33 protein-coding genes are annotated in these 24,631 nt (G+C 42.7%); 13 read left to right on the forward strand and 20 right to left on the reverse strand.

The window, feature by feature from the left end; genetic code table 11:
• Positions 1–361 precede the first annotated feature (361 nt).
• Positions 362–1,423 carry a hypothetical protein gene (locus MKHDV_RS07200; protein WP_160713735.1) on the forward strand — a complete coding sequence of 354 codons (1,062 nt, stop codon included), beginning with the start codon at positions 362–364 and terminating at the stop codon, positions 1,421–1,423.
• A gap of 85 nt (positions 1,424–1,508) precedes the next feature.
• Here the strand turns inward: MKHDV_RS07200 and flgM are convergent, their stop codons facing one another.
• Both flgM and MKHDV_RS07210 read right to left on the reverse strand, forming a co-directional pair.
• On the reverse strand, positions 1,509–1,826 hold the full coding sequence (gene flgM, locus MKHDV_RS07205) for a flagellar biosynthesis anti-sigma factor FlgM (protein ID WP_160713737.1): 318 nt from the start codon (positions 1,824–1,826) through the stop codon (positions 1,509–1,511).
• 26 nt (positions 1,827–1,852) lie between these two features.
• On the reverse strand, positions 1,853–2,296 hold the full coding sequence (locus tag MKHDV_RS07210) for a DVU0524 family FlgM-associated protein (RefSeq protein WP_160713739.1): 444 nt from the start codon (positions 2,294–2,296) through the stop codon (positions 1,853–1,855).
• A 266-nt stretch (positions 2,297–2,562) separates the two neighbouring features.
• Here MKHDV_RS07210 and MKHDV_RS07215 point away from each other — a divergent pair, with 266 nt between their 5' ends.
• The gene (locus tag MKHDV_RS07215) at positions 2,563–3,177 is read left to right on the forward strand and encodes a nucleoside triphosphate pyrophosphatase (RefSeq protein ID WP_160713741.1); all 615 of its coding nucleotides are present in this window, start codon (positions 2,563–2,565) and stop codon (positions 3,175–3,177) included.
• A 36-nt stretch (positions 3,178–3,213) separates the two neighbouring features.
• Positions 3,214–3,693 (forward strand): phosphatidylglycerophosphatase A, encoded by a 480-nt coding sequence (locus tag MKHDV_RS07220; protein WP_160713743.1) that lies wholly within the window; start codon positions 3,214–3,216, stop codon positions 3,691–3,693.
• 194 nt (positions 3,694–3,887) lie between these two features.
• Here the strand turns inward: MKHDV_RS07220 and MKHDV_RS07225 are convergent, their stop codons facing one another.
• Complete coding sequence (locus MKHDV_RS07225) at positions 3,888–4,895, reverse strand: universal stress protein (protein WP_216846880.1); 1,008 nt, start codon at positions 4,893–4,895, stop codon at positions 3,888–3,890.
• A gap of 654 nt (positions 4,896–5,549) precedes the next feature.
• Here MKHDV_RS07225 and MKHDV_RS07230 point away from each other — a divergent pair.
• Positions 5,550–6,356 (forward strand): hypothetical protein, encoded by an 807-nt coding sequence (locus tag MKHDV_RS07230; protein WP_160713747.1) that lies wholly within the window; start codon positions 5,550–5,552, stop codon positions 6,354–6,356.
• Positions 6,357–6,418: 62 nt separating this feature from the next.
• Here MKHDV_RS07230 and MKHDV_RS07235 read toward each other — a convergent pair whose 3' ends face one another.
• Both MKHDV_RS07235 and MKHDV_RS07240 read right to left on the reverse strand, forming a co-directional pair.
• Positions 6,419–6,712 carry a putative quinol monooxygenase gene (locus MKHDV_RS07235; protein ID WP_160713955.1) on the reverse strand — a complete coding sequence of 98 codons (294 nt, stop codon included), beginning with the start codon at positions 6,710–6,712 and terminating at the stop codon, positions 6,419–6,421.
• Between the two features lie 45 nt (positions 6,713–6,757).
• Positions 6,758–7,303: a nitroreductase family protein gene (locus tag MKHDV_RS07240; RefSeq protein WP_160713749.1), complete on the reverse strand. Its 546-nt coding sequence runs from the start codon at positions 7,301–7,303 to the stop codon at positions 6,758–6,760.
• A 131-nt stretch (positions 7,304–7,434) separates the two neighbouring features.
• Between MKHDV_RS07240 and MKHDV_RS07245 the strand changes: the two genes are divergently transcribed.
• Complete coding sequence (locus MKHDV_RS07245; RefSeq protein ID WP_160713751.1) at positions 7,435–8,301, forward strand: LysR family transcriptional regulator; 867 nt, start codon at positions 7,435–7,437, stop codon at positions 8,299–8,301.
• A 530-nt stretch (positions 8,302–8,831) separates the two neighbouring features.
• On the opposite strand, the gene MKHDV_RS07250 is transcribed toward MKHDV_RS07245, so the two are convergent.
• Positions 8,832–9,095, reverse strand: coding sequence for an RNA-binding protein (locus MKHDV_RS07250; RefSeq protein ID WP_160713753.1), 264 nt, complete (start codon positions 9,093–9,095; stop codon positions 8,832–8,834).
• An 815-nt stretch (positions 9,096–9,910) separates the two neighbouring features.
• On the opposite strand from MKHDV_RS07250, the gene MKHDV_RS18695 reads away from it, so the two are divergent.
• From MKHDV_RS18695 to MKHDV_RS07265, 3 genes are all read left to right on the forward strand, one after another.
• Positions 9,911–10,165, forward strand: a complete 255-nt coding sequence (locus MKHDV_RS18695; RefSeq protein WP_216846881.1) for a hypothetical protein — start codon at positions 9,911–9,913, stop codon at positions 10,163–10,165.
• Positions 10,166–10,168: 3 nt separating this feature from the next.
• On the forward strand, positions 10,169–10,669 hold the full coding sequence (locus tag MKHDV_RS07260) for a hypothetical protein (RefSeq protein ID WP_160713757.1): 501 nt from the start codon (positions 10,169–10,171) through the stop codon (positions 10,667–10,669).
• A gap of 188 nt (positions 10,670–10,857) precedes the next feature.
• Positions 10,858–11,346 carry a hypothetical protein gene (locus tag MKHDV_RS07265; protein ID WP_160713759.1) on the forward strand — a complete coding sequence of 163 codons (489 nt, stop codon included), beginning with the start codon at positions 10,858–10,860 and terminating at the stop codon, positions 11,344–11,346.
• A gap of 264 nt (positions 11,347–11,610) precedes the next feature.
• Here MKHDV_RS07265 and MKHDV_RS07270 read toward each other — a convergent pair whose 3' ends face one another.
• A complete protein-coding gene (locus MKHDV_RS07270) occupies positions 11,611–11,763 on the reverse strand; it encodes a hypothetical protein (RefSeq protein ID WP_160713761.1) in 153 nt (50 codons plus the stop codon).
• 5 nt (positions 11,764–11,768) lie between these two features.
• Positions 11,769–12,089, reverse strand: coding sequence for a helix-turn-helix domain-containing protein (locus tag MKHDV_RS07275; RefSeq protein ID WP_160713763.1), 321 nt, complete (start codon positions 12,087–12,089; stop codon positions 11,769–11,771).
• Positions 12,090–12,722: 633 nt separating this feature from the next.
• Between MKHDV_RS07275 and MKHDV_RS07280 the strand changes: the two genes are divergently transcribed.
• Entirely contained in the window at positions 12,723–13,160 is a 438-nt protein-coding gene (locus MKHDV_RS07280; protein WP_160713765.1) for a hypothetical protein, read from the forward strand.
• An 891-nt stretch (positions 13,161–14,051) separates the two neighbouring features.
• Here MKHDV_RS07280 and MKHDV_RS07285 read toward each other — a convergent pair.
• Complete coding sequence (locus tag MKHDV_RS07285) at positions 14,052–15,329, reverse strand: serine dehydratase subunit alpha family protein (protein ID WP_160713767.1); 1,278 nt, start codon at positions 15,327–15,329, stop codon at positions 14,052–14,054.
• A gap of 449 nt (positions 15,330–15,778) precedes the next feature.
• Here MKHDV_RS07285 and MKHDV_RS07290 point away from each other — a divergent pair, with 449 nt between their 5' ends.
• Complete coding sequence (locus tag MKHDV_RS07290) at positions 15,779–16,234, forward strand: type III secretion system chaperone (RefSeq protein WP_160713769.1); 456 nt, start codon at positions 15,779–15,781, stop codon at positions 16,232–16,234.
• A gap of 40 nt (positions 16,235–16,274) precedes the next feature.
• Here MKHDV_RS07290 and MKHDV_RS07295 read toward each other — a convergent pair whose 3' ends face one another.
• Positions 16,275–16,874, reverse strand: a complete 600-nt coding sequence (locus MKHDV_RS07295) for a hypothetical protein (RefSeq protein ID WP_160713771.1) — start codon at positions 16,872–16,874, stop codon at positions 16,275–16,277.
• A 338-nt stretch (positions 16,875–17,212) separates the two neighbouring features.
• On the opposite strand from MKHDV_RS07295, the gene MKHDV_RS07300 reads away from it, so the two are divergent.
• Both MKHDV_RS07300 and MKHDV_RS07305 read left to right on the forward strand, forming a co-directional pair.
• A complete protein-coding gene (locus tag MKHDV_RS07300; RefSeq protein WP_160713773.1) occupies positions 17,213–17,365 on the forward strand; it encodes a hypothetical protein in 153 nt (50 codons plus the stop codon).
• A 114-nt stretch (positions 17,366–17,479) separates the two neighbouring features.
• Positions 17,480–18,133 (forward strand): cyclase family protein, encoded by a 654-nt coding sequence (locus tag MKHDV_RS07305; protein WP_160713775.1) that lies wholly within the window; start codon positions 17,480–17,482, stop codon positions 18,131–18,133.
• A 119-nt stretch (positions 18,134–18,252) separates the two neighbouring features.
• Here the strand turns inward: MKHDV_RS07305 and MKHDV_RS07310 are convergent, their stop codons facing one another.
• A complete protein-coding gene (locus MKHDV_RS07310; protein ID WP_160713777.1) occupies positions 18,253–18,834 on the reverse strand; it encodes a dienelactone hydrolase family protein in 582 nt (193 codons plus the stop codon).
• 233 nt (positions 18,835–19,067) lie between these two features.
• A complete protein-coding gene (locus MKHDV_RS07315; RefSeq protein WP_160713779.1) occupies positions 19,068–19,628 on the reverse strand; it encodes a helix-turn-helix domain-containing protein in 561 nt (186 codons plus the stop codon).
• Positions 19,629–19,735: 107 nt separating this feature from the next.
• On the opposite strand from MKHDV_RS07315, the gene MKHDV_RS07320 reads away from it, so the two are divergent.
• Positions 19,736–20,893, forward strand: coding sequence for a benzoate/H(+) symporter BenE family transporter (locus MKHDV_RS07320; protein ID WP_160713781.1), 1,158 nt, complete (start codon positions 19,736–19,738; stop codon positions 20,891–20,893).
• 221 nt (positions 20,894–21,114) lie between these two features.
• Here the strand turns inward: MKHDV_RS07320 and MKHDV_RS19175 are convergent, their stop codons facing one another.
• The 8 genes from MKHDV_RS19175 to MKHDV_RS07355 all read right to left on the reverse strand — a co-directional run bounded on the left by MKHDV_RS19175 (position 21,115) and on the right by MKHDV_RS07355 (position 24,628).
• Positions 21,115–21,264, reverse strand: a complete 150-nt coding sequence (locus MKHDV_RS19175) for a PAAR domain-containing protein (RefSeq protein ID WP_371416019.1) — start codon at positions 21,262–21,264, stop codon at positions 21,115–21,117.
• Positions 21,197–21,400 carry a PAAR domain-containing protein gene (locus MKHDV_RS07325; protein ID WP_216846883.1) on the reverse strand — a complete coding sequence of 68 codons (204 nt, stop codon included), beginning with the start codon at positions 21,398–21,400 and terminating at the stop codon, positions 21,197–21,199. Before MKHDV_RS07325 ends, MKHDV_RS19175 begins: the two co-directional genes overlap by 68 nt.
• Positions 21,401–21,414: 14 nt before the next feature.
• On the reverse strand, positions 21,415–22,356 hold the full coding sequence (locus tag MKHDV_RS07330) for a hypothetical protein (RefSeq protein WP_160713783.1): 942 nt from the start codon (positions 22,354–22,356) through the stop codon (positions 21,415–21,417).
• 371 nt (positions 22,357–22,727) lie between these two features.
• Positions 22,728–23,012 (reverse strand): type VI secretion system PAAR protein, encoded by a 285-nt coding sequence (locus MKHDV_RS07335; RefSeq protein WP_160713785.1) that lies wholly within the window; start codon positions 23,010–23,012, stop codon positions 22,728–22,730.
• A 15-nt stretch (positions 23,013–23,027) separates the two neighbouring features.
• Entirely contained in the window at positions 23,028–23,468 is a 441-nt protein-coding gene (locus MKHDV_RS07340) for a hypothetical protein (RefSeq protein ID WP_160713787.1), read from the reverse strand.
• Between the two features lie 46 nt (positions 23,469–23,514).
• Entirely contained in the window at positions 23,515–23,970 is a 456-nt protein-coding gene (locus tag MKHDV_RS07345) for a hypothetical protein (protein ID WP_160713789.1), read from the reverse strand.
• Between the two features lie 69 nt (positions 23,971–24,039).
• On the reverse strand, positions 24,040–24,207 hold the full coding sequence (locus tag MKHDV_RS07350; RefSeq protein ID WP_160713791.1) for a hypothetical protein: 168 nt from the start codon (positions 24,205–24,207) through the stop codon (positions 24,040–24,042).
• Between the two features lie 136 nt (positions 24,208–24,343).
• Positions 24,344–24,628: a type VI secretion system PAAR protein gene (locus MKHDV_RS07355; protein WP_160713793.1), complete on the reverse strand. Its 285-nt coding sequence runs from the start codon at positions 24,626–24,628 to the stop codon at positions 24,344–24,346.
• Between the last annotated feature and the right edge of the window lie 3 nt (positions 24,629–24,631).

Consider the following 24,631-nt stretch of genomic DNA (forward strand, 5'->3'; position numbering starts at 1 on the left):
CTATAAGGAGTTATGGTACAAACAGACACAGAAAAACTACCTTACAGCGTTTTTCAAGCCGCTTCTATGCATCAAAGTATGTATCATCGCACAATTACACTATAACAAACTATTACGTAATAATTTGAGAGCGTTGTTCAATATATACAAAAAAGATGCATAATATCATGAAACACTTTTTGCGATTTTAGAGCGAAACGTTGTAGAATGGTACATGCCAAAGATTTTCTAAGACGGACAAAAGAAGAACTACTTCTTTTATTTTTATCTATTCTGTAGCTGGTATAGTCCGTTATTTTGCTCAATACACAAATGACAACACTATCCATTAGTTGAATAGTTGAGACTCACGGGGGAAAGTATGCGAATAGTAAGCAAAAATGTAACTACCACCGGAATCAAGGGATTTGAGAACATCGGCCGTAGTCCGAAAAAGGTAGGTCTTACAAAAGACGGAACACTTAAAGCGGGGAACACATGGAAGGGACGCCTTGTTTCTATGCTGGAGCCGTTTGGTCTTTTCAAAGAATACTGTGAAAAAACAAAACTGGAAATGGTAGAGGAAAATCGCCTTGCTGCGTGGACGCTCTGGAGCAGTCTTGTCAAAAAATACGGAATTGATAACGCTCGGGAAGCGCTCTCTACCACTAATCCTTCCATGCACGGCATGGACGGCATAAAAGTACGGCAAGGTCTACTTGGCCGTGCGACTGTGGGGAATTCCGGCACACTTACTTGCGGCGAAATTTCTTCGCTAATGAACAAGACAAAAAATGTTTCCCGTATGCGTGAGCAGCAGATACAGCAACTGCATCATCATGTTCCAATGTCAGAACACGAAGCCTTGCTCTATGAACCAGAGCATCCACATACAGCCGAGCTGAGCAACGCAATCCAAAACCACCAGCGTGTCATCGATTTTGTCGGTAACAAAGCCAACCTGCAATTTTTATTAACTGAAATGAACGAAGACTCTGCGCGCCTTAAACGGTCACGCATTGAATACATCACTGTTCGCCTGCTTAACGAAGTCGGCTCAGCAAAGCGCGAGGGAGTATTCTCCCGCAATCAGATTGTGCGCATGGCAGAACGGGCTCTGTATGAGTCTTTGCAACACAATGCCTCATGGTGCCGGATGCAAGTCATAAAAATGGAAGCAAGCAAACGGATGGATAAGCCGAGTAAATTTGTTCTGGATTTTGCAGTGCTCAAAGATTCCGTTACAGCGAATGCCAACGCGACTCTCAACCCTGAATACGTGCAGGATGTAGGACGAGAGCTTGGCATACCAGTACGCAAACTCCGCGCACGAATGATCGCCACCAAAGTTCGCAGACAAGTGGAACGACGGGTCACAAATGAACGCATCGCGCTTAACACTGACGACTTCAAAAAAATGACGATGGAAGCTCTTCGTAGCTGATCCTGCGATCAAACCACACGTTACAACAACGCATAAAAGCCGCTCTCACATGAGAGCGGCTTATTACTTGTAACTGTTACAAAGATTAGATGAAGAGATCGAGATCGTCGCGAAGAAGCCCTTCGGCAATCTTTTTGCTGTCGATCTCATATTCTCCGGAAGCAATCTGAGCTTTAATCTCAGCTACTTTGTCTTTACGAACTTCCGGTGCGTTCATCGCTTCTTTATACGCTTCAGTGCGCAAGCGTCCTTCATCGGAGAAACTGACCCTATCGCCTTGGGGTTCAACATCTACAGAAGTTTGCTCGCGACCAACCTTTTCACGTCCAGCCTGATCGGCACGCTTCCCTTTGTTCAGCGTCGAACCGTAATCCAGCTTTGCGTTGTAATCATATACTTTCATTCCCTACCTCCCGGTCAACGGCACGCTTATAACATGGTCGCATTGACTTTGTCTAAAGAGATTGCCCAGAGCTTGTTCATAATGTCTTCTTTTTCATCCCTTGTAACCTTTATCGGCCCCAAATCAGTTTCTTTATATATTTGTAGAGAAAGATTTGGAAAAGGATTTCGAAAAAGCACGGCAAACCCTATATCAACTTCAAGTTGCGCCTTTATTTCTTCCACTATTGGGTTAGTGCTGCCGGAGAAAAGTAAGTTTTCGTAGACTTCTCTGGCAACTCGCTCCACAAGTCCCTGCCGCCGTGAATCCACAACGCGCTGGTCCATGTCAGATAATTGAGCGTCATCGTCCTGATAATTGAGATGCAGATTACGTGCCGAATCAGCCGCCCGGGCAATATGCTGGGCAGATGTAATTTGCTTCTTATATTTACGAAGCATATTTTGTACATAAAATGATTTCATTGTCATGACGCTATACTCTTAATAGTCGGTATCGACCTCCTAAAGATAAACTTTAGACTGATACTCATTAGAATCTGAGTAAACGCTATTTAACTGCAAAAAAATTTGTATTTGATAGACAAATGACACGTTACAGTTACTCTGATGTCTGTAATTATAACGTCACAACTCTGTTGCACCACAACTCAATTCAATTTATTGACAAATACTCGACACATACAGCACAGTGCGGCAAACAATCACTACATTATAACCGGAACTACTATTAGTATATGAATAACCCCGTTTACTCTACAATGAAGCCAATTGTTCTAGCTTCCGGATCTCCGCGTCGCAGCCAGTTTCTTTCCGAACTCGGCATAGCCTTCACAGTTGAAACTCACGCCGGAGACGAACCACTGCCAGAGGCAGGAGAAGTACCGGCTGCCTTTGCCTGTCGTTGTGCCCTTGCCAAAACAATGTCTGTACGTGGAGTCTCTAATCAGAGCGGCACTGCCTGCTTTATCGGCGCAGATACCATTGTAGTGCTCGGTGACGAAATTATGGGAAAACCTGCCAATGATGCCCACGCGCTGGACATGCTAAGCAGACTTTCCGGCAATACCCACAAAGTAATCACTGCAACTGCCCTTGTATACCCTGACGGCACTACAGACACCTATGCCGTTGAAACTGCAGTGACTATGAAGCAGTATGCAGAAGATGCGTTAAAAGCATATATCCGCACCGGAGAACCGGCAGACAAAGCAGGAGCCTATGCGATTCAAGGAATTGGGTCGTTTCTTGTGGAATTGATCTGCGGCTCGTGGTCTAATGTTGTAGGGCTGCCAGTAACCGAGTTGCTGGAAAAATTACACACTGCCGGAGTCGTCACTCCATCAGTATAATAGTAGTCTCAGGGCTACCAATCTAGGGGCTGTTTTATGAACACAGAACTTTCATTATGCGACAAAATTGCAGTTCACGCTTCACGTCTAGGACCTTCCGGTCTTTCGCCGTATGCTCCGGGCACAGTAGGCTCTGCTGTCGCCATCCTACTTGCGCCAATCTTTTTTATGCCGCTTCCAATGTGGATGCGTATTGTTGTTATTGTCGCCCTTTTTTGCTGGGGAAGCTTACAAATCACACGGGCAGAAGAAATTTTAGGCAGTAAAGATCCGGGAGAAATTGTTCTGGATGAACTGGTGGGCCAGTGGATAACAATCCTGCCGTTCGCAGCATTATCATTCTGGTGGATGGTGATCGCATTCGTCTTGTTCCGGATTTTTGACATTGCAAAACCCTTCCCTGTTAAGGATTCCGAAACATGGTTTGAAGGCGGCTGGGGCGTTATGATTGATGATGTTCTGGCAGGACTCTACGCAATGGTATGCCTTGGTGTACTGAGATTTTTATTTGCATAACAATCTATCGAGATACGCTGCCAGCTAAACGGCAGCGGAAAATACATACAAAAAAAGGCTTCGTAAAAAATTACGAAGCCTTTTTTTTGTATGGAGCCCGACCATGCAGGAAGATGGGCCTTCACTGCACGGCCGGGGGTGTCTAAGACTGAGGAGTTACCTTGAGGTGTTGCGAAGTTACCACTAACGGGTTCCTAACACGATAACCACAAGCAAGCGTTATCAAGCTTTTTCCACACGTGAGCTACAGAAGAGCCCATAAGCATGTGGCGCATAAAACTGTTTCCTGTACCGGAACGTCCCATAGCTACTACTGCAAAGTTACCTTGATCGGAGGTTTCCATGATCACAGAAGCTGGGTCGTTAGAATGCATCAACTGGGTTCTGATGACACTTTCTTCCACACCGTTTGCAACGAGCAGGGCAACTGCATCGGCTACAACCTGGTGGCTGGTTTTTGAAATGAAACACTGCGCTTTGCGCTGATTGCGAGACTGTTTATTCAGAAACGCAACACTCGGAGAAGCGGTAGTATATTTTTTACCGGGAGCCACATGTAGTACAGTAATTGTGTGCATTGGGTTGCTCGCAACCACCTGCGCTACATGTTCAGTGATGTTTCTGGAGGAACGAGAACCGTCCACACACAACAGCACATTCCTGCGGCCATGAATCGATGAAGGGGCAAGCCAAATCGGTCTTGCACAGGACTGCTCGATAACTTCTTTTGTAATATCGGTGGAGCCGTTAATCATGCTCTCAAACCATGACTTACCACGTTTGCCTAGAACGAGAGCGTCATGGTTACCGTTAGCTGCTTCATCCATCAGATCCCAAGCCTTAGAATGGGTCTGCAGTCTAGAAAGAAGTGCTAAGCGGTTGCTTGAAATCCCTACCTGTTTCAGGCTAGCCTGAGCAGTGACCAAGCATGACAGCTGTTCACCTGTTCGTGCTAAGAACTCTTCAGCAACGGTCTCTTTGGCGCTGGCAGACCGTTCATCCGTGCCGGGTAACTGAAGTGTTTTAGCGTTTTGCAGATGAAAAAGTGTAAATTTTGCTAGTTCATCCTGGCAGAAAAAATCACGTACAAAACGAATGCCGTATTGTTTGGTATGGTCGTTTCCGACCCCAATGAGCACGCTAGGTTGTGTTCTATTTTGGGACCAAACAGATGATTTCATCAGTGTTGCTTGCTGCATCATACTGTTCACTCACTACTATGTTAATTGTTTCTCTGTGTTGGCGCACAGACCTGACTTGTTAATCAGTTGAGTTATTGATAACCGAACGTACTTTTTTTCACAAGCCTTTTATTCCAACCTTCTGTATTACTTATTTATAACACGAAAGTTAGTCATTACTTTATGTTGATCACAATTTTTTTGTGTTTTTTTGCCATAATTGAGAAAAGAACAACCCAAAATAATTGAACAAATCATCAAGTAAAATTGCGGATTGAATAGTCAATCCGCAATGCCATAGAAGAGGCAGCAAGCAATTTCTAATCTCTTCTCCAGAATGACTAAGCCGTACTAACATATGTGATTGTGTACACAAACAAATTTATGTAAAATTTTATCTCGAGAATGCCACTCTCAGGGGCTTTAGTCGTACTTTTTGTTTGCAATTAACGATTTTCAAATAATGAGCGGCTGACGTTTTCTGCACTTTTTCACCACACCTCATGAGAGTAACGTTTTTAACATTGTCTTTTCAGTTACTTAAGGAAATAGAAAATTGCACCATTCATCAACCTGCTGGAATAATGGTAGTACTATGTGCACTGTAGCAGGCTTACTAAAAAGCTGTTACACATGCACAGCACCTGCGTTTTTCGCACAGTTTCAGGAGATCATATGAGTAGCCCGACATCAAAGAGCCTGTATTACGGAGCCAACCCGCTTAAGCGCCCATCCAAGGATGACCTCACCCGCGTGACGGGACGCCCTATGCCTCATTTGCAGCAAGCGCAGGAATTATTAAAGCCATATCTTGTGTTCTCAAACCTCCGTTCTGTGCAAGCACTCCGTATCTTTGCCAACCTTGTCGGGCGCGATTACGGCATATTCAAAACAACTCAGCTTGCATATCTTCTCGGCATGTCCAGCCGAATCGTTGAATACGATATTATCGACGAATTTCTCGAAATGGCTCTACAGGACATCAATGCAAACAGTGTATTCCACGTTGAGATCACACATGTATTCAACCATTCTGAAGAACGCGACAATGCAAAAGACGATGAAGATGTACTTCCAGACGAAGTAGCATTTCTTGTTGTAGAAAAAGAGCGGTACGAAGACTGCCCGAAGCAACTTGCAGGCAACCTAGTACGCCTTGCAAACTTTAACTCTCTCGAAGCCCTTGAGTATGCCGTCCAAATGGAGACCCGCAATCTCACCAGTGACTTTGTATCCGAACTCCGCGTTGCAGAGCAGCGAGCCGTGCATATGACACGAGGCGGCAAGCGCTTTTATTTGAAGCGTTGGATTAAAGGCAATATCGACAGAATTAACGGCACGACTTCGCAAAAAAATAAAGCCGCAGGTAAAGCCGCTGCTCTGATGCAAGCCGAAGAGTGCTTCAAAGTTCGAGGAGAATACTGCACTCCTCGCGATTCATACGCATGTACAGTTTGTCAGCAGGTATTTAAGACTCAATAGATACAAAAAAACCACCCATAAACATCATGAGTGGTCCTTTTAGTCACTGAACTAGCTACTGACTAATCTACTTGCGTCATTTCATTAAGGGTAAACGTCTTTATTGCACCCTCTGTATTCTTCATGAATGCAGCAAGATTTTCATTCTTCATGTGAACCTGCCACAACTCCCGATTCTCCCAAGTTTCATAAAAAACAAAGAACTCAGGTTTTTCATTGTCCTGATGCAAAGTATATTGCAAGCACCCATTTTCTTTACGGGTGGGCTCAATAAGCTTTATTAATTCTGCTTTCATCAAATCAACACTTTCTGGATTTGCTTCAATCTGAGCAAGAATGGTCAACGGCTTTTGCATACTATTCTCTCCAATTTTCTCCACGTCAGTACTGAGTGGAGTGACTTAAAATGTATCTACGTGCACAAAACTTTCTACGAGTTTGTGCTTAGGAGCTACACCCTTCTGATTGCGATATCCAAGCGGGATTAAAGACACTACTTCCACACCTTCCGGAGCGTTCACAATCCCTTCCGCCTTGTCAGGATCAAACCAGCCAACGACAACAGTACCAAGTCCAAGAGAATGAGCTGCAAGGCACAAGTTCTGAGTGGCAAGACCGAGATCATACATGTACCAGTCACCATGTTTGGTAGCCATTTCAGAAGTTCCAAGTGTTCCGGACTGCCCTCTTCGAGCGCACATAGCCAGAAGAACTGGTGCATTTACAATGGCTGTATACGCAGGGTTTTTAGTAGGAACAGTGCTCTGCAACGCCTTACGCAGTTCTGGATCTCGCACTTCTACGACTTCCCAGCATTGGGAGTTCGCCCATGACTGTGTGCTCTCAATAATTTTGAAAAGCTCCCTAAGAGTCTCTTCTGAAACTTCCTGATCTGTATATTTGCGGATAGTTCTTCTCTCATACATTGCTGTCATTACTTCGTTCATGATTCTCTCCAAATAGTTTTAATTCTCTGATTTCACTTTAAAAAAGTGACAAGAACATTCTATATAGGCACAACCAAATCATTATGCAAATTAATAGTTGTCATACTATCAATTGCAATACACAATAGATCATGAACTCAACCATACTAGAAATTGATCTGCTTCAATGTTTCCTCGCTGTCGTCCAAACAGGAGGATTCACAAAAGCTGGTGACAAAATAGGTCTTACCCAATCTGGCGTAAGCATTAAAATTAAGCGACTTGAGGGACGGCTTGATACAAAATTATTCACTCGTACAAGCAAAAGCCTTGCCCTCACACCTGAAGGGGAACTGTTAAAGGGGTATGCACAACGCATCATCAACCTGCATAACGAAGCGCTGCAACGTTTTGTCACCCCAATGGCATCCGGAACACTGCGAATTGGTATCGAAGATTACTTCGTTCCCAGCTTGCTTTCCCCCCTTCTCAGCCAATTCCGCCAACATCATCCCAATATTCATCTCGAAGTGACTATGGGAAATGGAATAACCCTTATTCCGCTATATAAAGAAGGCGCGCTTGATCTTGTAGTTACTGGAGACTGTAGCACGACCCTCACAAAGCAAACCTTACTGAAAGCCCCGCTTGTCTGGATTTTTGGTCAAGATTACGAGCTACCAGACACGCCCTGCATCCCCTTAGCCGTTTTTTCTGCACCCTGCTGCTTTAGAACCCAAAGCACAGAAGCGTTAAACCGAGCAGGCAAAGAGTGGGTCGTAAAATTTACCGGAAACTCTGTTGTAAGCATACAGGCTGCTGTCGAAGCTGGTTTAGGAATTTCTGCTTTGCCAGTATGGGCGCTAACGGAAAAATTACGGAAAGCTCCTGCATCGTACAACTTACCGGATCTTCCCCAACACAAACTTGTACTTTTTGCTGATGATAACGATATAAATCCCGCAAAAAGCCTGTTTATTGATTTCATTAAAGTTGAAATGGCAAAACTGCTTATGTAGCGTGCGCGTTATAATCTCTATCGAAGCGTACACATTCAACAGCACAAGTCCCGATGATATTTTTTGAAAACCGACGAAGCAAAAATTATAGTTTGAGCACAAAAAAGGGTGGCATTAAGCCACCCTTTTTTTATTTGAAAGATATTTTTATCTCGACGAATTGATACGCCATTTCAATTCCCTATTCGCACCCACAATAGAACAAGATGCTGACTTGAATTAGATTTTGCCCGTTTCACGTTCTTCCATGAAGGCAAGAAAAGAACAGGGCCCGACGAATCGTTATTCAATATACAATGGCTATTCACCATTACCTATCCCTGCCAAGAAGCTTGCAGAGTATAACGCTGTCCTAATAAAATTCAATAAAGGAAGGAGGTATACGCGGAAATGATGATATTTCTAAAACAATATCAAGAGGCTATGCATGGTCAATTTGAACAAGCTGTTTTTTGTAATTCAAAAAAATTGAAATAAAAAAAAGCCCACCTAAAGGCGGGCTTTTAATAATCAAAATAAATTTCGATCGCTTAGTAACGAGGACGAGATTCGCGAGGCTGAGCTTCGTTAACCTTGAGGTTACGACCCTGGAACTCAGAACCATTGAGGGATTCAATAGCCTGTGCAGCACCAGCAGCTTCCATTTCAACAAAGCCGAAGCCACGGGAACGACCGGTTTCACGATCTTCGATTACGCGAGCAGAAGAAACTTCACCGAAGTCAGCAAAAAGAGTACGGAGATCCTGATCGCTACATTCCCAAGACAAGTTACCAACATAAATATTCTTATTCAAAATAAACTCCAAAAAAAAAGATATCCCCAAAAAAAGCAGGGACGCGGCGTGTATCAATTCTAAAAAAAATACACTTTGTTCAAATCAATCTTGGGAAATTACCTTGCATAAATAGATAAGTCAACACCTATTTCAATAAATATTGAAGGATCGACCTATTTCATACATACATATCGCTTTGCGTGTCTGTCTTGATATCTAAATTAATGTAATTAAGAAGGGTTGGCTGATAGCCGCCCTTTTTTTACATCCAAAATCTACGCTTGAAGAGCTATCACCATTCTCAACTAACTATCCAAACAATTTTTCTCTATTGGGTAGGAGTTGATATCTCTTGTTACGATTAACAGCCTCAATGTCGTCAAGAGGTGTAACGCTATCTTTAGATCATCGTTACACCTAGCTAGCACCCTTCTACCATCGATTTAGGAGAATTCGTAATGATAGCATTTCTGGTGCGAAAACGTGTCGTGAGAATAAATTAAACACAAAATAGCAGCCATAGAAGAAAGAACATGACTGTTATAAAGCTAGGAGGGGTAATGCCTAATTCACATCAAGCCATGACCACTAAATAATTTGTGAGTAAAGAAGTTTTCAAATCACATAACTCTCCTCAAAGGGACACCAGAACTCGCAGAAATGATTTGCAAACTGAATTTTGGAAAGTTATTCCAAACATAGGAGCCTGTGAAGCATGCCAAGCTATGGGCGAGGGAGTTCATTGGGAAAAACCAGAGCGTCCGCACCCTAATTGTAAGTGTGAAATCGTACTGGGGTCAATAAAGGTTGGTATAAATGGATATTTGCAAGGCATGAGAGATACTGCGTCAAAAAGCTTCCCTGCTGGCCAGTCCATTAATATTACCATTTACAACCGAGGGCTAGGCTTTGATGGTGTTTGGATTACAGTAGATGGTTCACAAACCAGAGGCACTGGCCATATGATGTGGGGCTCATCCAGAACTCTTAGCTTTTCTAAATTGCATGAAATTCCTGTACCGTGGAAAGTTCATTTAATGGCTGATGGTGCTGCAGAATGTTGCTTCGAATTCATAATCAGGAACTAAAAAATGAAAAGTATCACTCTATTGTTACTATTAGCACTGTCGGCTTCTCTGGCATATGCGGAAAGCATCATCCCCATTTCATGCGATGATGTTGCCAGAACTTCTGTAAATCAAACTCTGTCATCAGACGCACCAATCCATGTGAAAGAATACCCATATATATATCTCACCGGTGTATCTTTAACACCCGAAGCTTATGACAAATTTCACCAGTTTTATAATCCAAACATAATTGAAATTACCCACCCTGACGGAACAAAAAGCGAACTAAACCCCATTCGCTTATCCACATCCACAGGAATCGTTGCTGTAGACAGTCCGTACAGAATGCACGTAAGTGGCAAAAGCCTTCTTCTTATTTTTAAAACAAGAGAAAAAGCTTTGGAAGCAGCACAGAAGATATGCCCGCAGATAAAACCGGAAGTTTTCTTTCTGTATGATTATCTAGAAAAACAGCGCTTAAGAGAAAAAGCAGAATTAAGTTGGTTAGATAACGAGAACTAACACCGGACTTGGCACTGATGGTGTAATGATTACAACTGATGATTCTAACCACCACCCCACCAATCACCTACTGCGATGTTATCCCAATACGTTACACAATCTGTTAAAATGCCTCTTACATTATGAGTAGAATCAATGCTTGCTGGTGCTGATGAATGTACTTCTGTTATCAAATCTGGAATTAAAAAATGAAACTTTTCATCCCATTGCTGCTATTAACGCTATCAGCTTCTCTGACATATGCAGAAAGTATCATTCCTGTTTCATGCGATGAGATTGCTAGAATTACTATTGTCCAAGCTAGGACATCAGACCCACCTGTCCTCACAGAAGAATATCCATACGTGTACCCCACCGTATTCTGGCTTAAGCCCGAAGACGCCTCAAAATATCAAGAATTTACTGACCCAAACAAAATCGCAACTATCTATCCTGACGGGACAAGAGTTGAGTACAGGCCCTTCCTTTTATCAACACCTGAAGGAATTATTGTTAGCAACACCCCATACCGAATACACGTCAACGAAAAACAAATTCTTATTTATTTAAAAACCAAAGAAGAAGCATTTGATGCAGCACGGAAGGTGTGTCCAAAGATAAAACCAAAAGCATTTTTTGTGTATCACTACCTCCTAAAGCAACACTTAAGAGAAAAAGCTGAATTAATGGACAGATAAGCTTTCCATCTATCGGTTATTCAAAGAATGCGGAAAGTGGGAATAATTATGCGAAAGTCTTTTCTATACTCATAGCCTGAACAGTTAGCGGACATAAAAACAAAAAAGGATGGTCTAGAGCCACCCTTTTTCCATTTCTTAGAATAGATACATCGTACACACGTTTTCAGCGCCATAAGCACTGCGCATACATAATTCGCAGTCAAGAGGGCGTCCCTCTTGCTCCCGCTGAGAAGCGCCCTCGGAGAGCCGCCGGAGGCAGCTTTACTTACTCACCATAATATCCAAGACAATCTTGTTAGTCTCACACATGCCTGCGCTTCCGAGGCGACCAAGGTTCTTGATGCAAATTTCAATATCATCATCCACGATGTAAGAATCAACACGATCAGACCATAAGACACTAAAGCATCTCATTTCAGCTATTGAACAACAGCTTTCATGACCCTGTATAGCAATCTTATTTTCTCATCATCTGCTTCGCTGATCATCCGGCTAACTTCTTTTCGTAATTCCAGACAATCTGCTTCGTGAGCATTCTCAAAAAGTTCGCTTGTTGCCACCCCAAGTCCCTCGGCTAGTTTACTGACTAAAGTAATAGTCACGTTTGCTTCACCACGCTCAAGCTCGCTAATATACTTTGCCCCAGAGTCAGCTGCAGTCGCTAGCTGTTCTTGAGTCATTTTCTTAGCTTTACGTAATGTACGTACTCTTTTTCCTAATCGTTCCAGTTCTGTAGACATGGAGTCCTCCTATAAGGGCATCATGTCCTTTGAACGAGGACATCAAAACACTTTATAACAAGAATTTTACCAGAAAAAGTTCGTTATAGGTTCAATAGCTATTGACTTTTTCCTTTTATCAAAAGAATAATATTAAAAAAGTTTGTTATAAGATGAAAAGCGAATTTTATTACTCTCATTCTTTTTCATAGAACTTTTTACGCCTCAACTCCCTACCTAGAGACTGCAACAGCCCGTATCAAACACTCAATACGGGCTGTTGCTACATCAATAAGCTGCTCATGTTAATCACCTATGGCATTCTATAAAATTCAATTTTATATTCATATCAACTAAAAAAGATGGCACATGTGCCACCTTTTTTACACCCAATCTCTAATTTCAAAGAAGGATACCAAGGCTCAACGAGCTACCCGAAATCTCATTATTGAATAGAAGTTGATATTTCTTAGTACGACCAACAGCCCCAATGTCGCCAAGTGGTCTAACGCGACCTTAATACCATAGCGACACCTAGCTAACGCCTACCTCCCATCGATTTAGCATAATTATTAATGGTAGTATTTCTAGTGCGGGGAAACACTGTCAGATTAAATTGAAGAAAATATAGCAGCGAATAACGCAGGAGAATCCATGCCCAAGTCCCATCAAGCCATGACCACTGAAGAATTTGTCAGCAAAGAAGTTTTCAAATCACATGATTCCTCTGGGGCAGACACCAGAACACGCAAAGATGATTCACAAACTGAATATTGGAAAGTGCTGCCCAAAGCAGGATCTTGTGACTTATGCCAAGCCATGGGCGAGGGAATTCACTGGGAAAAACCAGAACGTCCGCACCCTAATTGTAAGTGTGAGATTGAAAAAAGATCGACAAAAGTCGATATAGAACCTGCAATAGAGAATGCTAGAAGATTTGGAAAAGAATTTAGCGATGTTACCTTACAGTTTTGGAAGTTGCTTGGGATAATTCCAGACCCTAGGCAGAAAGCTGCAGAAGGATTAGCTGATATAATTAACGAGATAAATAAAGGGGCTAATGACAATTCCTCTTCAAATAAGAAAAAATAGTACCCTAGAGAGGGCAAACAGCCTTTGCATTGTGTAGCAACCTGAAAAGCAATGTTGACAACACTCTGTCATTAAACAATAAATATCGGGATTAAGTTTGAACAACAATAACAAGATGTGTTGTTCATAAAGGGGGAATGGTGCAGTTTCTTATAGATTGTTTCCGAATTTATCCAGTTTACTTAGCGTTCGTTCTTTTACTTGCAAATATAGCGTGTTTGATTTTCTGTTTTGATTTACGACGTGCTGTTCCTTATTATTTTTTCCGCAAGGCTGGATTTCAAGGCCGTAAAAATGACATAAGCATTGTAACAAACAGAACAAGGTTTCCGTTTCTTCTCATGGGGCTTTTTTTTGCCTACCCAGCGTATTGGTTCTTGCAGCTTCCCCTCCAACTATATGGCATGATGAGTATTGTGATAATTTCCATCACATGTTTTTTGTACATCACACCGCTGCTTATATTTATCAGTAGTTTTTTCCATGCAGTGGCAATAGAAGATGATATAGTGTACTTCATAGGTATTGTTCCACATTTTTTTACATGCAGGCAGAACGAAATAAACATTATTGGGGATCAACATGGTTCATGGGGAATCCCAATTTCTACGCTAACGTGTGGGCCAACTAGATACTCTGTAGCTATTTCTAATGTCCGATCTGTTGTTTTGGACGATCTCGGGAAAGACAAAGAATAACTTAGAGTAGTTACCCCAATCAATACCAACTAAAAAGGGTGGCCATTAGCCACCCTTTTTCTATTTCTCATATTATATAGACCAAGTATACGTTCTCTACGCCAGAAGCACTGCGTATGCATAATTCGCAGTCAAGAGGGCGTCCCTCTTGCTCCCGCTGAGAAGCGCCCTCGGAGAGCCGCCGGAGGCAGCTTTACTTATTCACCATAATATCCAAGATAATCTTGTCAGTCTCGCACATGCCTGCGCTTCCGAGACGACCGAGGTTCTTAATGCAAATTTCAATGTCGTCATCCACAATACCGTCACCGCCCGGTACTGAAGTACCTTTCATAGCAAGTAACGCAGAGTTAATTGCAGCTTCTACGCTGGAAGCAACTTTTAGTGCGCATGATGTTTTTGCTCCATCGCAGATCATGCCGGCAATAGTGCCAACCATGTTCTTAATGGTTCGTTCAATTTCAATAAGCCCACCACCAAGCAGCATAACGATACCGCAACCGGAACCGGTAGCAGCGAGAATTGCACCGCATAATGCTGAAAGTCTACCGAGATGATGCTTCAAATGAATTGCCAGCAGGTGACTTAAAATAAGCGCACGAGTCATCTCTTCTTCGGACTTGCCCAATCTGCGAGCAAAAGCAGTTACTGGAATGGTCGCAGTAATACCTTGGTTTCCGCTACCTGAGTTACTCATTACAGGCTGCATAATGCCGTCCATGCGGGCATCTGACGCAGCTGCTGCGAGACGGGTTGCAAATGATGTGATGTCATCAGAACGCAAGCCTAATGCAATGTCTTCATCCATGGAGCGGCCGACTTTGAGACCGAAGTCATGCTCGAGACCTTCCGCAGCAATGGAATCATTAAGACGAGCTGCTTCAAGGATAAATGAAATATCTTCAAACTCTGCTCCGAGAGCAAAGTCATAAATAGCTGACACAGAAAGTGGCCAAGAATCATCTGAAACTTCTTCATTCTCTAACGGAGTACTTTCGATGACTGCATCATCTTTAGTCACTTCGATGATTCCGGTATGTGTGCGGGCGATGGTACAGGTTGCGGTATGGCCTTCTGCTGCAACAGTAGCTTTAGCGAACAGCACTTCTTCTGTTTCTGCTAAATCTACTCGTACCTTTCCATCCACAATAAGCTGTTTGGCTGCTTCAACAACCTCTGGGGTCAAATCGCGCAGCACTTCAAGCTGTAATTCAGATTTACCGCCGAGAGCACCAACAGCTACAGCAATATGAAGTCCTGTCATTCCGGTGCCCGGAACTCCTACTCCCATACCATTTTTAAGCAGGTTGCCACTTACCTGAACAAGAATACTCTCCGGCTCAACACCCAACGCTTCTACCGCACGCGCTGCTGCCAAAGCCGCAGTTATTGGCTCAGTACAACCTAATGCCGGAACTACTTCCCGGTTCAAAATAGTTATAAATTCAACCCATTCTTTCTTAATTGTCATTGTGTCTCACCTAAATCTATTTAATTGGAATAACATTCATTATGTATAGTAAGCTGAAAGATCACTTCAAGCAATTTATGTAACGCTCAATAAAATTGTAGCGACTCAGTAGGAAGAAATCCGCACGTCCGTCAAGAAGGTTTCACAAGCCCTCATTCTGGACACAAAGCGATCTTGTATCACCCCATTCTACACCACTGCCATTGCATGCAGGATGCTTTTAGTTCTGTCGAGACTGTAAGGTACAGACAGACACCAACATCCTATCGAAGTCTTTATGGCGTTCAAGCAATTCGCAACTAACATTCTACTATATAAGAAAGTTAAAGCCTGAAAAAAAGACTGCACACACATATTGTTCATGACTGGTACAGCACTTGTGCTGATGGTACAATAGGTACAGACATCAGATTTCTTAATTTAAGTGTTTTTACAAAATGGTGAAATCTATGAATAATCACAAAAAGATACAGCAGATTCTAAAACAGTTCGGAGAACGCATTGCTCTTGAAACGCTGGAACTGAATGAAGACGGAAGCTGTAGGATAATTTTCGATAATCATCTCGAAGTAAATCTGGAAGTGGATGATGTGACTGACAGCCTATTACTCATCAGTCCTGTGGTGAAAGCAGATGAAGAACTTTTTGCAGACGCATTGGAGCTGAACCTATTTTGGGGACAACTTCACGGTTGCAGATTCATCCTGCTCCGCAGTGCCGGTGTGCTGGCATTAATGCGCAGGCTTTCCATTAAAAAGCTCGATATGGCTACATTTGAAGAGACACTAGAAATGTTTCTAGAGACTGTCACTGTGTGGAGAACAGCATTTGAAGACAGTCCGCGTGAAAAAGAAAAAGCTGCGGCCTGTGGATGGAATGTACAGAGTTTTGTAGGCAGAGCCTAAAAAAGCCTCCGGAGAATCTAATCCGCCGGAGGCAAAATTTTTATTGCGCTTTGATCTCGCACACGTCATCCAGAAGGACATTCGGCTCGTAGACCATTTCAGCGCCCTTAAAGATAACACCGCCGCATCCTGCACGTTTTGTCCAAGCCTTAATCCAGCGATCATACGCTTTTTGTGTTGAAAAAGAGCGAGAATGAAAATACTGAACTGGGCGCATATACATTGTCTGCTTATCCAAAAGCATAAATGCATCTGCCAATATGTTTATCTGCATCCACAGTGTGAACGGGTTTTCAGCCTCCGGTGCGTACATATCGTAAATACGAAAATGCGGATTCCCTTTCTGCACCGGGATGAGAACACCATCTGCGTAAAAAGGGCCCTGCATTTTTTCGCCAAGCAGCTCACTAAGTTTTTCAAACTCTTCAACAAGATACTCCATTCCAGAGAGCACTACGCCTTCAGAATCAATAACTTCTTTTGTTACGCCATCAATAAACACACGGCTACCAAGGTAACGGGCACAATGCATGGTACCCGCAAGGGAGCCATTGTGTGCTGCTGTAAATGCTTCAATATCCGCCCCGTACGTTGCACAACGGAACGAGCTTTTAGCCATTTTTGCGATTGAAAGGTCCATAGTCTCTCCAAAATATTATAAACCAGCTCGAAATGTCCGGTACTGTTCTGGTTGGTGAAGACACAGTACACACAATCGCCATGCTCTATCAACAGGCAGAATTGCTCTTCGCAAACACGTTTTTCACTGTGAGTAAGCACTTAAAAAAGGTGTTACCGTTATTTTTTAGTGCGTTATCAATTCGGTTGCCAAAAAATATATTTTGGCAGTACAGTGACTCGTTTTGATTTAATTGTATGCTCAAACAGTTATTCCATTTCATGAAGCTATGGTGGTGCACTTTTGTGCAAGCTTCTAATGAGTATAACGGAAGCGCTGTTTGAAAATTGAGGAGTCTTATGCTGACAACAACTCAAGCACCAGATGGTAAGCCGATTTACCAGTGCGACAAATGCGGAAGAGACGTTATGGCGCAGGATATTGTAGTTACCTTCAGTGGTGACTTCTGTCCTGACTGCTACGCCAAACAGCAACAGGATAAATCTTCCTAATGGTTGAGGCAGAAGATATTTGTATCTTCTGCCTCTTTTTTTATCTTTCCTTCAGCTGTGCGTAACGCTACAAAACGCTTCAGACGTATATTTAACCTATATATTGGAGCACACATGAGCACTCCGCACTCTCATGCCAACGTAGTTGATCTTACACACACAATTACCGAAGACATGCCAGTATACCCCGGCACAGATGCTCCGATAATTGAACAGGGCACCACCGTCGCAAAAGAAGGATTTGCTGAAAAAAAACTGACCTTCTTTTCCCATGTGGGGACACACATGGATGCCCCTGCACATATTTTTGAAGGCAAAAAAACATTGGATGCCCTGCCTGCATCTACATTCACCGGCCCAGCTTGTATTGTAGATGTCGCCAGTCTTACGCTCATTACATTAGATGTACTCAAGCAGTACGAAGATCAAATTGCGCAATGTGATTTTGTTATCTTCTCCTCAGGCCACGAAAAGCTCTGGGGAACCGAAGCGTACTTCTCTCCATTCCCGACATTGAATGAAGAAGCCGCCAAGTGGCTTACAACTCAAGATCTTAAAGGTCTGGGAATTGATGCCATCTCTTTCGATACCATGGACGTAACAAGACTTTTCATCCACGAAATCCTTCTAGGAAGTGGACTTGTGCTTATCGAAAACTTGAAGAATTTGGACACAATTACTCATCCAATATTCACATTTGTGGCGTTACCACTCAAAATTTTAGAAAGTGACGGCTCTCCTATTCGCGCAATTGCTATGGTGCCTTAGGAAATCGTTCAGCAAAAGTACCAATAGATATCGCCATAAAAAAACGCCCAGCAAGAAAATTTGCTGGGCATTTTTTTTCAACTAAATATTTTCATTCCTAACAGGGTAGAAATTCCATTCTATTTTTGAGGAGCACAATGGGATACAACCTGATCTTTAATCCATTGCAGCCAGAAATGGTAAGCTTCTTCATGATAATTTTTCGATAATGGATTCATAAAGCCATGCTCAAAAGGCGTTATGTAACTCTGGGCTAACGGAATATCTTGAAGAGTGCGGGCAACTGATTCTACATCAAAAAGAGGTTCATTCTCTGAAAAAACCAGATCCACAGGAACCTTAGGAGAGTAATCCATCATATTGCGGATAGGCGATCCGTAGAAACAAACCGCGCCCTTAGCCGCACCCACATTTTCTGCACAAACAGCAGACCATACAGCACCGGCACCAGCACTAAAGCCCACAAGACATGTCGGCTCAGTCGTCAACTGCAATGCATCCAAAACACGTTGCCCATACTGACTATGCCCACAGTCCGCAGTATATCGAGCATACGCGTCTTCTTCACTGCCAAAAGCAAGATCAGTTCCATTGTACGGATCAACGATTGTAATATCGCTCGCGATATCTTCAAACTTTGATGCCATCAAATCCACATGAGGCGTTTTTCCCCATATTTCTGTTGCGAAAATAATATGCATTATTATAGACCCCTTATAATAAAACCAATGCGAATATCACATGACTAATATGTTGCAAATACTACGCAGTTAGTTCCTGTATTATACGAATATTGTTTTGATTATTACAGCACACGGCACATTTCCAATCGTACCAACACTTCAGAGGTATTGAGGTGCATAGTTGGAGTTAAAAATCCGTCAGCATCTAGCAAGCATGACAACAAAAAATATGCACTTCGTACAGTAGTAGCCTATAGCTCGGTGCTGCTGTCAGTATGTGGATAGTTAATAATATTATGGAAAACACCTCTATCGCCTACAACTCGATATGCGTGAGGTTGATCTGCATAGAAACGTGTTTTTTCACCAACCACTAACGTATGCCATGTTCCATCAAAATAAAATTCCAACGTTCCTTCAACCACAATTACATGCTCAATAACTCCCAATTGATGAGGAGAAGATTGTTGCTCGTGGTTGTCGCATAACGTTATCTCAAAAACTTCCATTCTCGTATCTGACGAATAAGGAAAAATTGTATGAATCTGCATTGCTGGATCATTGGGAAATGTCACTGACGGTTCTTTTTTTTCGGATTGTTCTGAGAAAAAAGAAGAAAACGAACTTTCAAACCCGCTGGCTATTTTCCACAAGGTTCCAATCGTAGGACTGGATTCTCCACGTTCTACCTGGCCAAGCATTGCCTTGGAAACGCCTGTCTTTTTTGCTGCCGCATCAAGACTCCAGCCACGCGCTATTCGTAATTCTCTTAACCGTTGAGAAATCTGTGCAACAAACGCCTTGGAATTCATTATTTCTCCCAAAAAAAGTGTTGTGCGCTATAGCGCACAGTAGTACATCAAAACAACCATGTACGTTATAACGCACAAAACATGTACATCAAACGAAAGGAAAACGCATGCTAAATAAATTGTCAATTAGCCACGTATCATCAGGATTAGCCGCTATCCTTGTAGGATATACCTGTTCAGTTGTACTTGTAATTGAGGCGGCCATGGGAGCAGGAGCAACACCTGTTCAGGTTGGTAGCTGGCTTTTTGCAATCGGTATTGCCTCTGGGCTTACCACCATCATATTTTCACTCCGCTACAAAGTGCCTGTGCTCACGGCGTGGTCTACCCCCGGCGCAGCATTGCTTGCAAGTAGTGTTGCCGGATTTTCACTATCTGAAACTATTGGCGCATGTATTGTCACAGCCCTGCTCATCATTCTTACAGGTGCCACAAAGTCCATCTCCACATTTATTCAAAAAATTCCTACATCGCTTACGACTGCCATGCTTGCAGGAATTCTTATCCCGTTCGGCATCAAAACGTTCACCCCTTGGCAGAGCACACCTGTACTCTTTGGCTGCATGCTTGCGGCATACCTTATAGGCAAACGATTCTATCCTCGATACACAATGCTGCTTCTCATTCTCGTAGGCGGCTTTGTAGCGTACGTCCAAGGATCTCTTCCATTGGGAGACAGTCCACTTTCCATCACCGGCCCTGTATTCATGAGTCCGACGTGGAGCGTTGCTTCGGTTGTAAGTTTAAGTCTTCCACTTTTTCTCGTAACCATGGTATCTCAGAATATTCCAGGGATCGTCATGATTCAAAGTCATAACTATTCCGTTCCGTTTCCAAAAATTTTGCTAGGCACAGGATTTATGAACCTGCTGACAGCGCCGTTCGGTGGATTTACTTGTAACCTTGCGGCTATTTCTGCTGGAATTTGCATGGGTGAGGAAGCTGATCCAGATCCAAAAAAAAGATATCTGGCATCAACAAGTGCGGGGGTTTTCTATATTCTTGCGGGTCTCTTCAGCACCAGCCTTGTCGCACTCTTTGTTGCTATGCCTAAAGAGCTTACTCAAATGCTGGCAGGATTCGCCCTACTGGGGATTATCCAGAGAAGCCTTTACCTTGCCATGGATGACGAAAAAACACGTGAAGGAGCGCTTATTACGTTGCTAATAACTGCCTCAGGAATCACATTCATCGGCATCAACGCACCAGTATGGGGTCTGCTCGCAGGGTACATCACCAACCGCTTCTTTAATCCAACCACGTAACAACTAAATTTCATCAGCTACGATTTGCTACGTAGCCCCATAATGCCCCTGTACGACACTGCGATAGTCCCATCCTGCGTACAGGGGCTTTTTTGTTCTTAGCATATGGAAAACCTTTTTCAAAAAAAGCACTATGAATCGTCGCGAATTCACTGCGTATAAAAAAAAGCAGCTAACAAAGCTGCTTTTTAAACACAAAATTTTACTTAACCCAAATATGTTTACCCAATAGTTACCGTACCACCGCCAACGAGGGCTCCTCCACAATTGACAGAGTCGCTAGAGCGTGCTGCGGGTTTTCCATCAAAGAAGACTGTACCGGACACCTGCCGCAATGGAACGTCCGTGTTTGGGTGAATTAGGCTTGTCATGTGGCTCCAGAGGGTCTCCAACTCGCGCTGCTGGCTTTCCATCAATCGTTACCGTTGGAGAAGCGGCAATAATGGGTGTTGGCGGATAGCCATTATGATCTGTTCCTATGTCATTCAGTTTTGCTGCGTTGCCCATGGGTGTCTCCTTTTCTATCTGGCCACAACGAGTTTGCCGTCTATGAGTGAAAAATAGCAGTTGTAGTAGTATACCTCTCCATCTGGTCGCCTGTAATTAAGTGGAGGCAATTTATCTTGATCGGCAAGCCTTGCCAACCTGCCGCCTTTATAGAGCTTTAGTTTATAGTCGCTCCAATTTGTTGTGGGCACACTAGAGACACCCTTGGAAAATTCATCTGGAAAATCTGTGGTTTCAAAATAAAATTCAGGATCTAGGAGATCTGCCACTGCTAGTTCTTGCATGGCTAGCCAGACTGTTTTTTTAAAAGAGTCGTAGTCATTGTTTTTGAACATTAAACCCAGCTTTATATAGGCGTCCTGCAATTTCGCATAAGTTTTAGGAGAGTCTTGCAGAGAGGTTGCCTTCGTCCAAGCCCATTCTGGAAGATTCTGTAGTGTGATTTCGCGAGTCATCAGGAAGTCTAAACCTTCTTTGGTTTGATACCCGCCTTCTGTAATATGGGTAGTTCTATGTTTTTTGGGATATTCTTTAGATGTTTTGCTAGTGGGATAGCCTTTTGGATCAACAGTAGCTGAAATACTTGTCAATTCAAGTTGTTCATCTGGAAAGTTTGCTGTGAGTTTAATGTCACAAGAGGTTTTTTTATCATATTTAAACGGTGAGAAAAAAAGACCAATTTCGTTTTTGCCATTTTCTAAAAGTGCTGAGGCTAGGATGCTTGTTTTGACTGTTCCGGACTCATGAGCAAAGTTGTTAAAGACAGGAATTCCATTAACAGTAGCTTCACAAAAGGCTGAGTAACTTTGTATTTCTAAGAGATATTTGACTGTAACCATCTCCGGTGTGACTTTGCTGGCTACTGTTTCCATCTGATACTCTTTTGGATCTGTCTTACAGCTTACAAGAAAAAACAATGTAACTAGCAATAATACAATCTTCCCAGTTTTTTTCATTCTACGTGCCTCCTAAACACTATAAAGCCAGCAGGCGATTCGGGTCATTCCAATACTCTTTATCAAAAGTTACTGGAGTTGAGTTAGGTAAAAAATGTACTCGACACTGTGGAAATACTTTATAGATTTGCCATCGCACATTTTTTGTGGTGCTAAATTCCGATATTTTTTTTGCCCACCTACATTTCGTTTTCTTCCTAACTTTTTAGGCTTGGCAACTTTTTTTATTACCCGCCATGGCTCCATCCACCTTTAAATTTACCTCAGCCCTCATCTCTTTATAGAATAAAACTAATCCTAACAGCCTATTTTATAGGGCTAATAAAAAAAGCAGCCTTTGCTAGCTGCTCTTTTAAGACATAAAATTTTACTTATCCAATGGTCACCGTCCCACCGCCGACTAGGACACCGCCGCAATTGACAGGGTCTCCGGACCGTGTGGCGGGTTTTCCATCAAAGAAAACCGTGCCGGAACCTGCCGCAATGGCACGCCCGTGCTTGGGTGAATTAGGCTTATCATGAGGCTCCAAAGGATCTCCCACTCGAGCTGCTGGCTTTCCATCAATAGTTATCGTTGGAGAAGCCGCAATAATGGGTGTAGGTGGATAGCCATCATGGTCTGTTCCTATGTCATTCAGCTTTGCTGCATTTCCCATGGGAGTCTCCTTTTACTATCTGGTCACAACGAGTTTGCCGTCTATAAGTGAAAAATAGCAGTTGTAGAAATACACCTCTCCATCTCGCCGTCTGTAATCAAGAGGGGGTGCTCCATATTTATCGACAAGTCGTGCCAGTTTACCGTCTTTATAAAGTTTCAGCTTATAGTCGCTCCAGTTAGGTAGAGGTGCTCCAGAAACTCCTTTTGAAAACTCGTCTGGAAAGTCTGTCGTTTTAAAATAAAATTCAGGACCTAGAAGATCTGCAACAGCACGTTCTTGCATGGCTAACCATACTGTTTTTTTAAATGATTCATAATCATTGTTCTTAAACATTAAGCCCATTTTTATGTAGGCGTCTTGCAGTCTGCTATATGTTCTAGCAGAATCAGGTAGTGGGGTTGCTTTTGTCCATGTCCATTCCGGAAGATTTTGTAATGTTATTTCACGAGTCATAAGAAAATCTAGCTCATCCTCCGTTTGATACCCACCCTCCTCTACATTAAGAGTTTTTATATCTTTGAGGATATTCTTTAGATGTTATACTAGTTGGATATCCTTTTTGGTCGACAGTGGCAGTAATACTTGTCAATTCAATTGAGTCATCTGGAAAGTTGGCTGTAAGTGTAATGTCGCAAGATGTTTTTTTATCATATGTAAAAGGAGAAAAGAGAAGACCAATTTCATTTTTACCATTTTCTAAAAATGCTGAAACCAAGATACTTGTTTTGACTGTGCCGGAATCAAATGAAAAATTGTCAAATACGGGAATTCCATTGACAGTTGCTTCGCAATAACCAGCATGTGTTTGAATCGACAATATATATTTGGCAGTCACCATATCCGGGGTAATAGTCGGAGCTATTGTTTCCATCTGATACTCTTTTGAATCTGTCTTACAGCTTACAAGAAAAAACAAAGTAACTAGCAATAATATAAGCATCCCAGTTTGTTTCATTCTACGTATCTCCTAAACACTATAAAGCCAGCAGGCGATTCGGGTCATTCCAATACTCTTTATCAAAAGTTACTGGAGTTGAGTTAGGTAAAAAATGTACTCGACACTGTGGAAATACTTTATAGATTTGCCATCGCTCATTTTTTGTAGTGCTAAATTCCGATATTTTTTTTGCCCACCTGCATTTCGTTTTCTTCCTAACTTTTTAGGCTTGGCAACTTTTTTATTACCCGCCATGGCTCCATCCACCTTTAAAGTTACCTCAGCCTCCATCTCTTTATGGAATAAAACTAATTCTAACTCGCCTGCTTTATACAGGGCTAATAAAAAAAGCAGCCTTTGCTAGCTGCTTTTTTAAGACATAAAATTTTACTTATCCAATGGTCACCGTCCCACCGCCGACTAGGACACCGCCGCAATTGACAGGGTCTCCGGATCGTGTGGCGGGTTTTCCATCAAAAAAAACTGTACCGGAACCTGCCGCAATGGCACGCCCATGCTTAGGGGAGTTAGGCTTGTCATGTGGCTCCAAAGGGTCGCCTACTCGCGCTGCTGGCTTTCCATCAATGGTTATTGTTGGAGAAGCGGCAATAATGGGTGTTGGCGGATAACCATCATGGCCTGTACCTATGTCATTCAACTTTGCTGCGTTGCCCATGGG

The organism is Halodesulfovibrio sp. MK-HDV (assembly GCF_009914765.1).
Classification (GTDB): Bacteria; Desulfobacterota; Desulfovibrionia; order Desulfovibrionales; family Desulfovibrionaceae; genus Halodesulfovibrio.

Bases quoted from the DNA above. Each gene is read 5' to 3' on its own strand.
- MKHDV_RS07235 (WP_160713955.1), bottom strand. From the start codon at position 6,712: ATGCAAAAGCCGTTGACCATTCTTGCTCAGATTGAAGCAAATCCAGAA.
- MKHDV_RS07315 (WP_160713779.1), bottom strand. From the start codon at position 19,628: ATGAATTCCAAGGCGTTTGTTGCACAGATTTCTCAACGGTTAAGAGAA.
- MKHDV_RS07300 (WP_160713773.1), top strand. From the start codon at position 17,213: ATGCTGACAACAACTCAAGCACCAGATGGTAAGCCGATTTACCAGTGC.
- MKHDV_RS07245 (WP_160713751.1), top strand. From the start codon at position 7,435: ATGAACTCAACCATACTAGAAATTGATCTGCTTCAATGTTTCCTCGCT.
- MKHDV_RS07330 (WP_160713783.1), bottom strand. From the start codon at position 22,356: ATGAAAAAAACTGGGAAGATTGTATTATTGCTAGTTACATTGTTTTTT.
- MKHDV_RS07275 (WP_160713763.1), bottom strand. From the start codon at position 12,089: ATGTCTACAGAACTGGAACGATTAGGAAAAAGAGTACGTACATTACGT.
- MKHDV_RS07220 (WP_160713743.1), top strand. From the start codon at position 3,214: ATGAACACAGAACTTTCATTATGCGACAAAATTGCAGTTCACGCTTCA.
- MKHDV_RS07295 (WP_160713771.1), bottom strand. From the start codon at position 16,874: ATGGACCTTTCAATCGCAAAAATGGCTAAAAGCTCGTTCCGTTGTGCA.
- MKHDV_RS07265 (WP_160713759.1), top strand. From the start codon at position 10,858: ATGAAACTTTTCATCCCATTGCTGCTATTAACGCTATCAGCTTCTCTG.
- MKHDV_RS07240 (WP_160713749.1), bottom strand. From the start codon at position 7,303: ATGAACGAAGTAATGACAGCAATGTATGAGAGAAGAACTATCCGCAAA.
- MKHDV_RS18695 (WP_216846881.1), top strand. From the start codon at position 9,911: ATGAGAGATACTGCGTCAAAAAGCTTCCCTGCTGGCCAGTCCATTAAT.
- MKHDV_RS07280 (WP_160713765.1), top strand. From the start codon at position 12,723: ATGCCCAAGTCCCATCAAGCCATGACCACTGAAGAATTTGTCAGCAAA.
- MKHDV_RS07210 (WP_160713739.1), bottom strand. From the start codon at position 2,296: ATGACAATGAAATCATTTTATGTACAAAATATGCTTCGTAAATATAAG.
- MKHDV_RS07345 (WP_160713789.1), bottom strand. From the start codon at position 23,970: ATGAAACAAACTGGGATGCTTATATTATTGCTAGTTACTTTGTTTTTT.
- MKHDV_RS07340 (WP_160713787.1), bottom strand. From the start codon at position 23,468: ATGACTCGTGAAATAACATTACAAAATCTTCCGGAATGGACATGGACA.
- MKHDV_RS07215 (WP_160713741.1), top strand. From the start codon at position 2,563: ATGAATAACCCCGTTTACTCTACAATGAAGCCAATTGTTCTAGCTTCC.
- MKHDV_RS07355 (WP_160713793.1), bottom strand. From the start codon at position 24,628: ATGGGCAACGCAGCAAAGTTGAATGACATAGGTACAGGCCATGATGGT.
- MKHDV_RS07200 (WP_160713735.1), top strand. From the start codon at position 362: ATGCGAATAGTAAGCAAAAATGTAACTACCACCGGAATCAAGGGATTT.
- MKHDV_RS07290 (WP_160713769.1), top strand. From the start codon at position 15,779: ATGAATAATCACAAAAAGATACAGCAGATTCTAAAACAGTTCGGAGAA.
- MKHDV_RS07310 (WP_160713777.1), bottom strand. From the start codon at position 18,834: ATGCATATTATTTTCGCAACAGAAATATGGGGAAAAACGCCTCATGTG.
- MKHDV_RS19175 (WP_371416019.1), bottom strand. From the start codon at position 21,264: ATGACAAGCCTAATTCACCCAAACACGGACGTTCCATTGCGGCAGGTG.
- MKHDV_RS07320 (WP_160713781.1), top strand. From the start codon at position 19,736: ATGCTAAATAAATTGTCAATTAGCCACGTATCATCAGGATTAGCCGCT.
- MKHDV_RS07230 (WP_160713747.1), top strand. From the start codon at position 5,550: ATGAGTAGCCCGACATCAAAGAGCCTGTATTACGGAGCCAACCCGCTT.
- MKHDV_RS07270 (WP_160713761.1), bottom strand. From the start codon at position 11,763: ATGAGATGCTTTAGTGTCTTATGGTCTGATCGTGTTGATTCTTACATC.
- MKHDV_RS07260 (WP_160713757.1), top strand. From the start codon at position 10,169: ATGAAAAGTATCACTCTATTGTTACTATTAGCACTGTCGGCTTCTCTG.
- MKHDV_RS07225 (WP_216846880.1), bottom strand. From the start codon at position 4,895: ATGATGCAGCAAGCAACACTGATGAAATCATCTGTTTGGTCCCAAAAT.
- MKHDV_RS07325 (WP_216846883.1), bottom strand. From the start codon at position 21,400: ATGGGCAACGCAGCAAAACTGAATGACATAGGAACAGATCATAATGGC.
- MKHDV_RS07285 (WP_160713767.1), bottom strand. From the start codon at position 15,329: ATGACAATTAAGAAAGAATGGGTTGAATTTATAACTATTTTGAACCGG.
- MKHDV_RS07350 (WP_160713791.1), bottom strand. From the start codon at position 24,207: ATGGCGGGTAATAAAAAAGTTGCCAAGCCTAAAAAGTTAGGAAGAAAA.
- MKHDV_RS07335 (WP_160713785.1), bottom strand. From the start codon at position 23,012: ATGGGAAATGCAGCAAAGCTGAATGACATAGGAACAGACCATGATGGC.
- flgM (WP_160713737.1), bottom strand. From the start codon at position 1,826: ATGAAAGTATATGATTACAACGCAAAGCTGGATTACGGTTCGACGCTG.
- MKHDV_RS07305 (WP_160713775.1), top strand. From the start codon at position 17,480: ATGAGCACTCCGCACTCTCATGCCAACGTAGTTGATCTTACACACACA.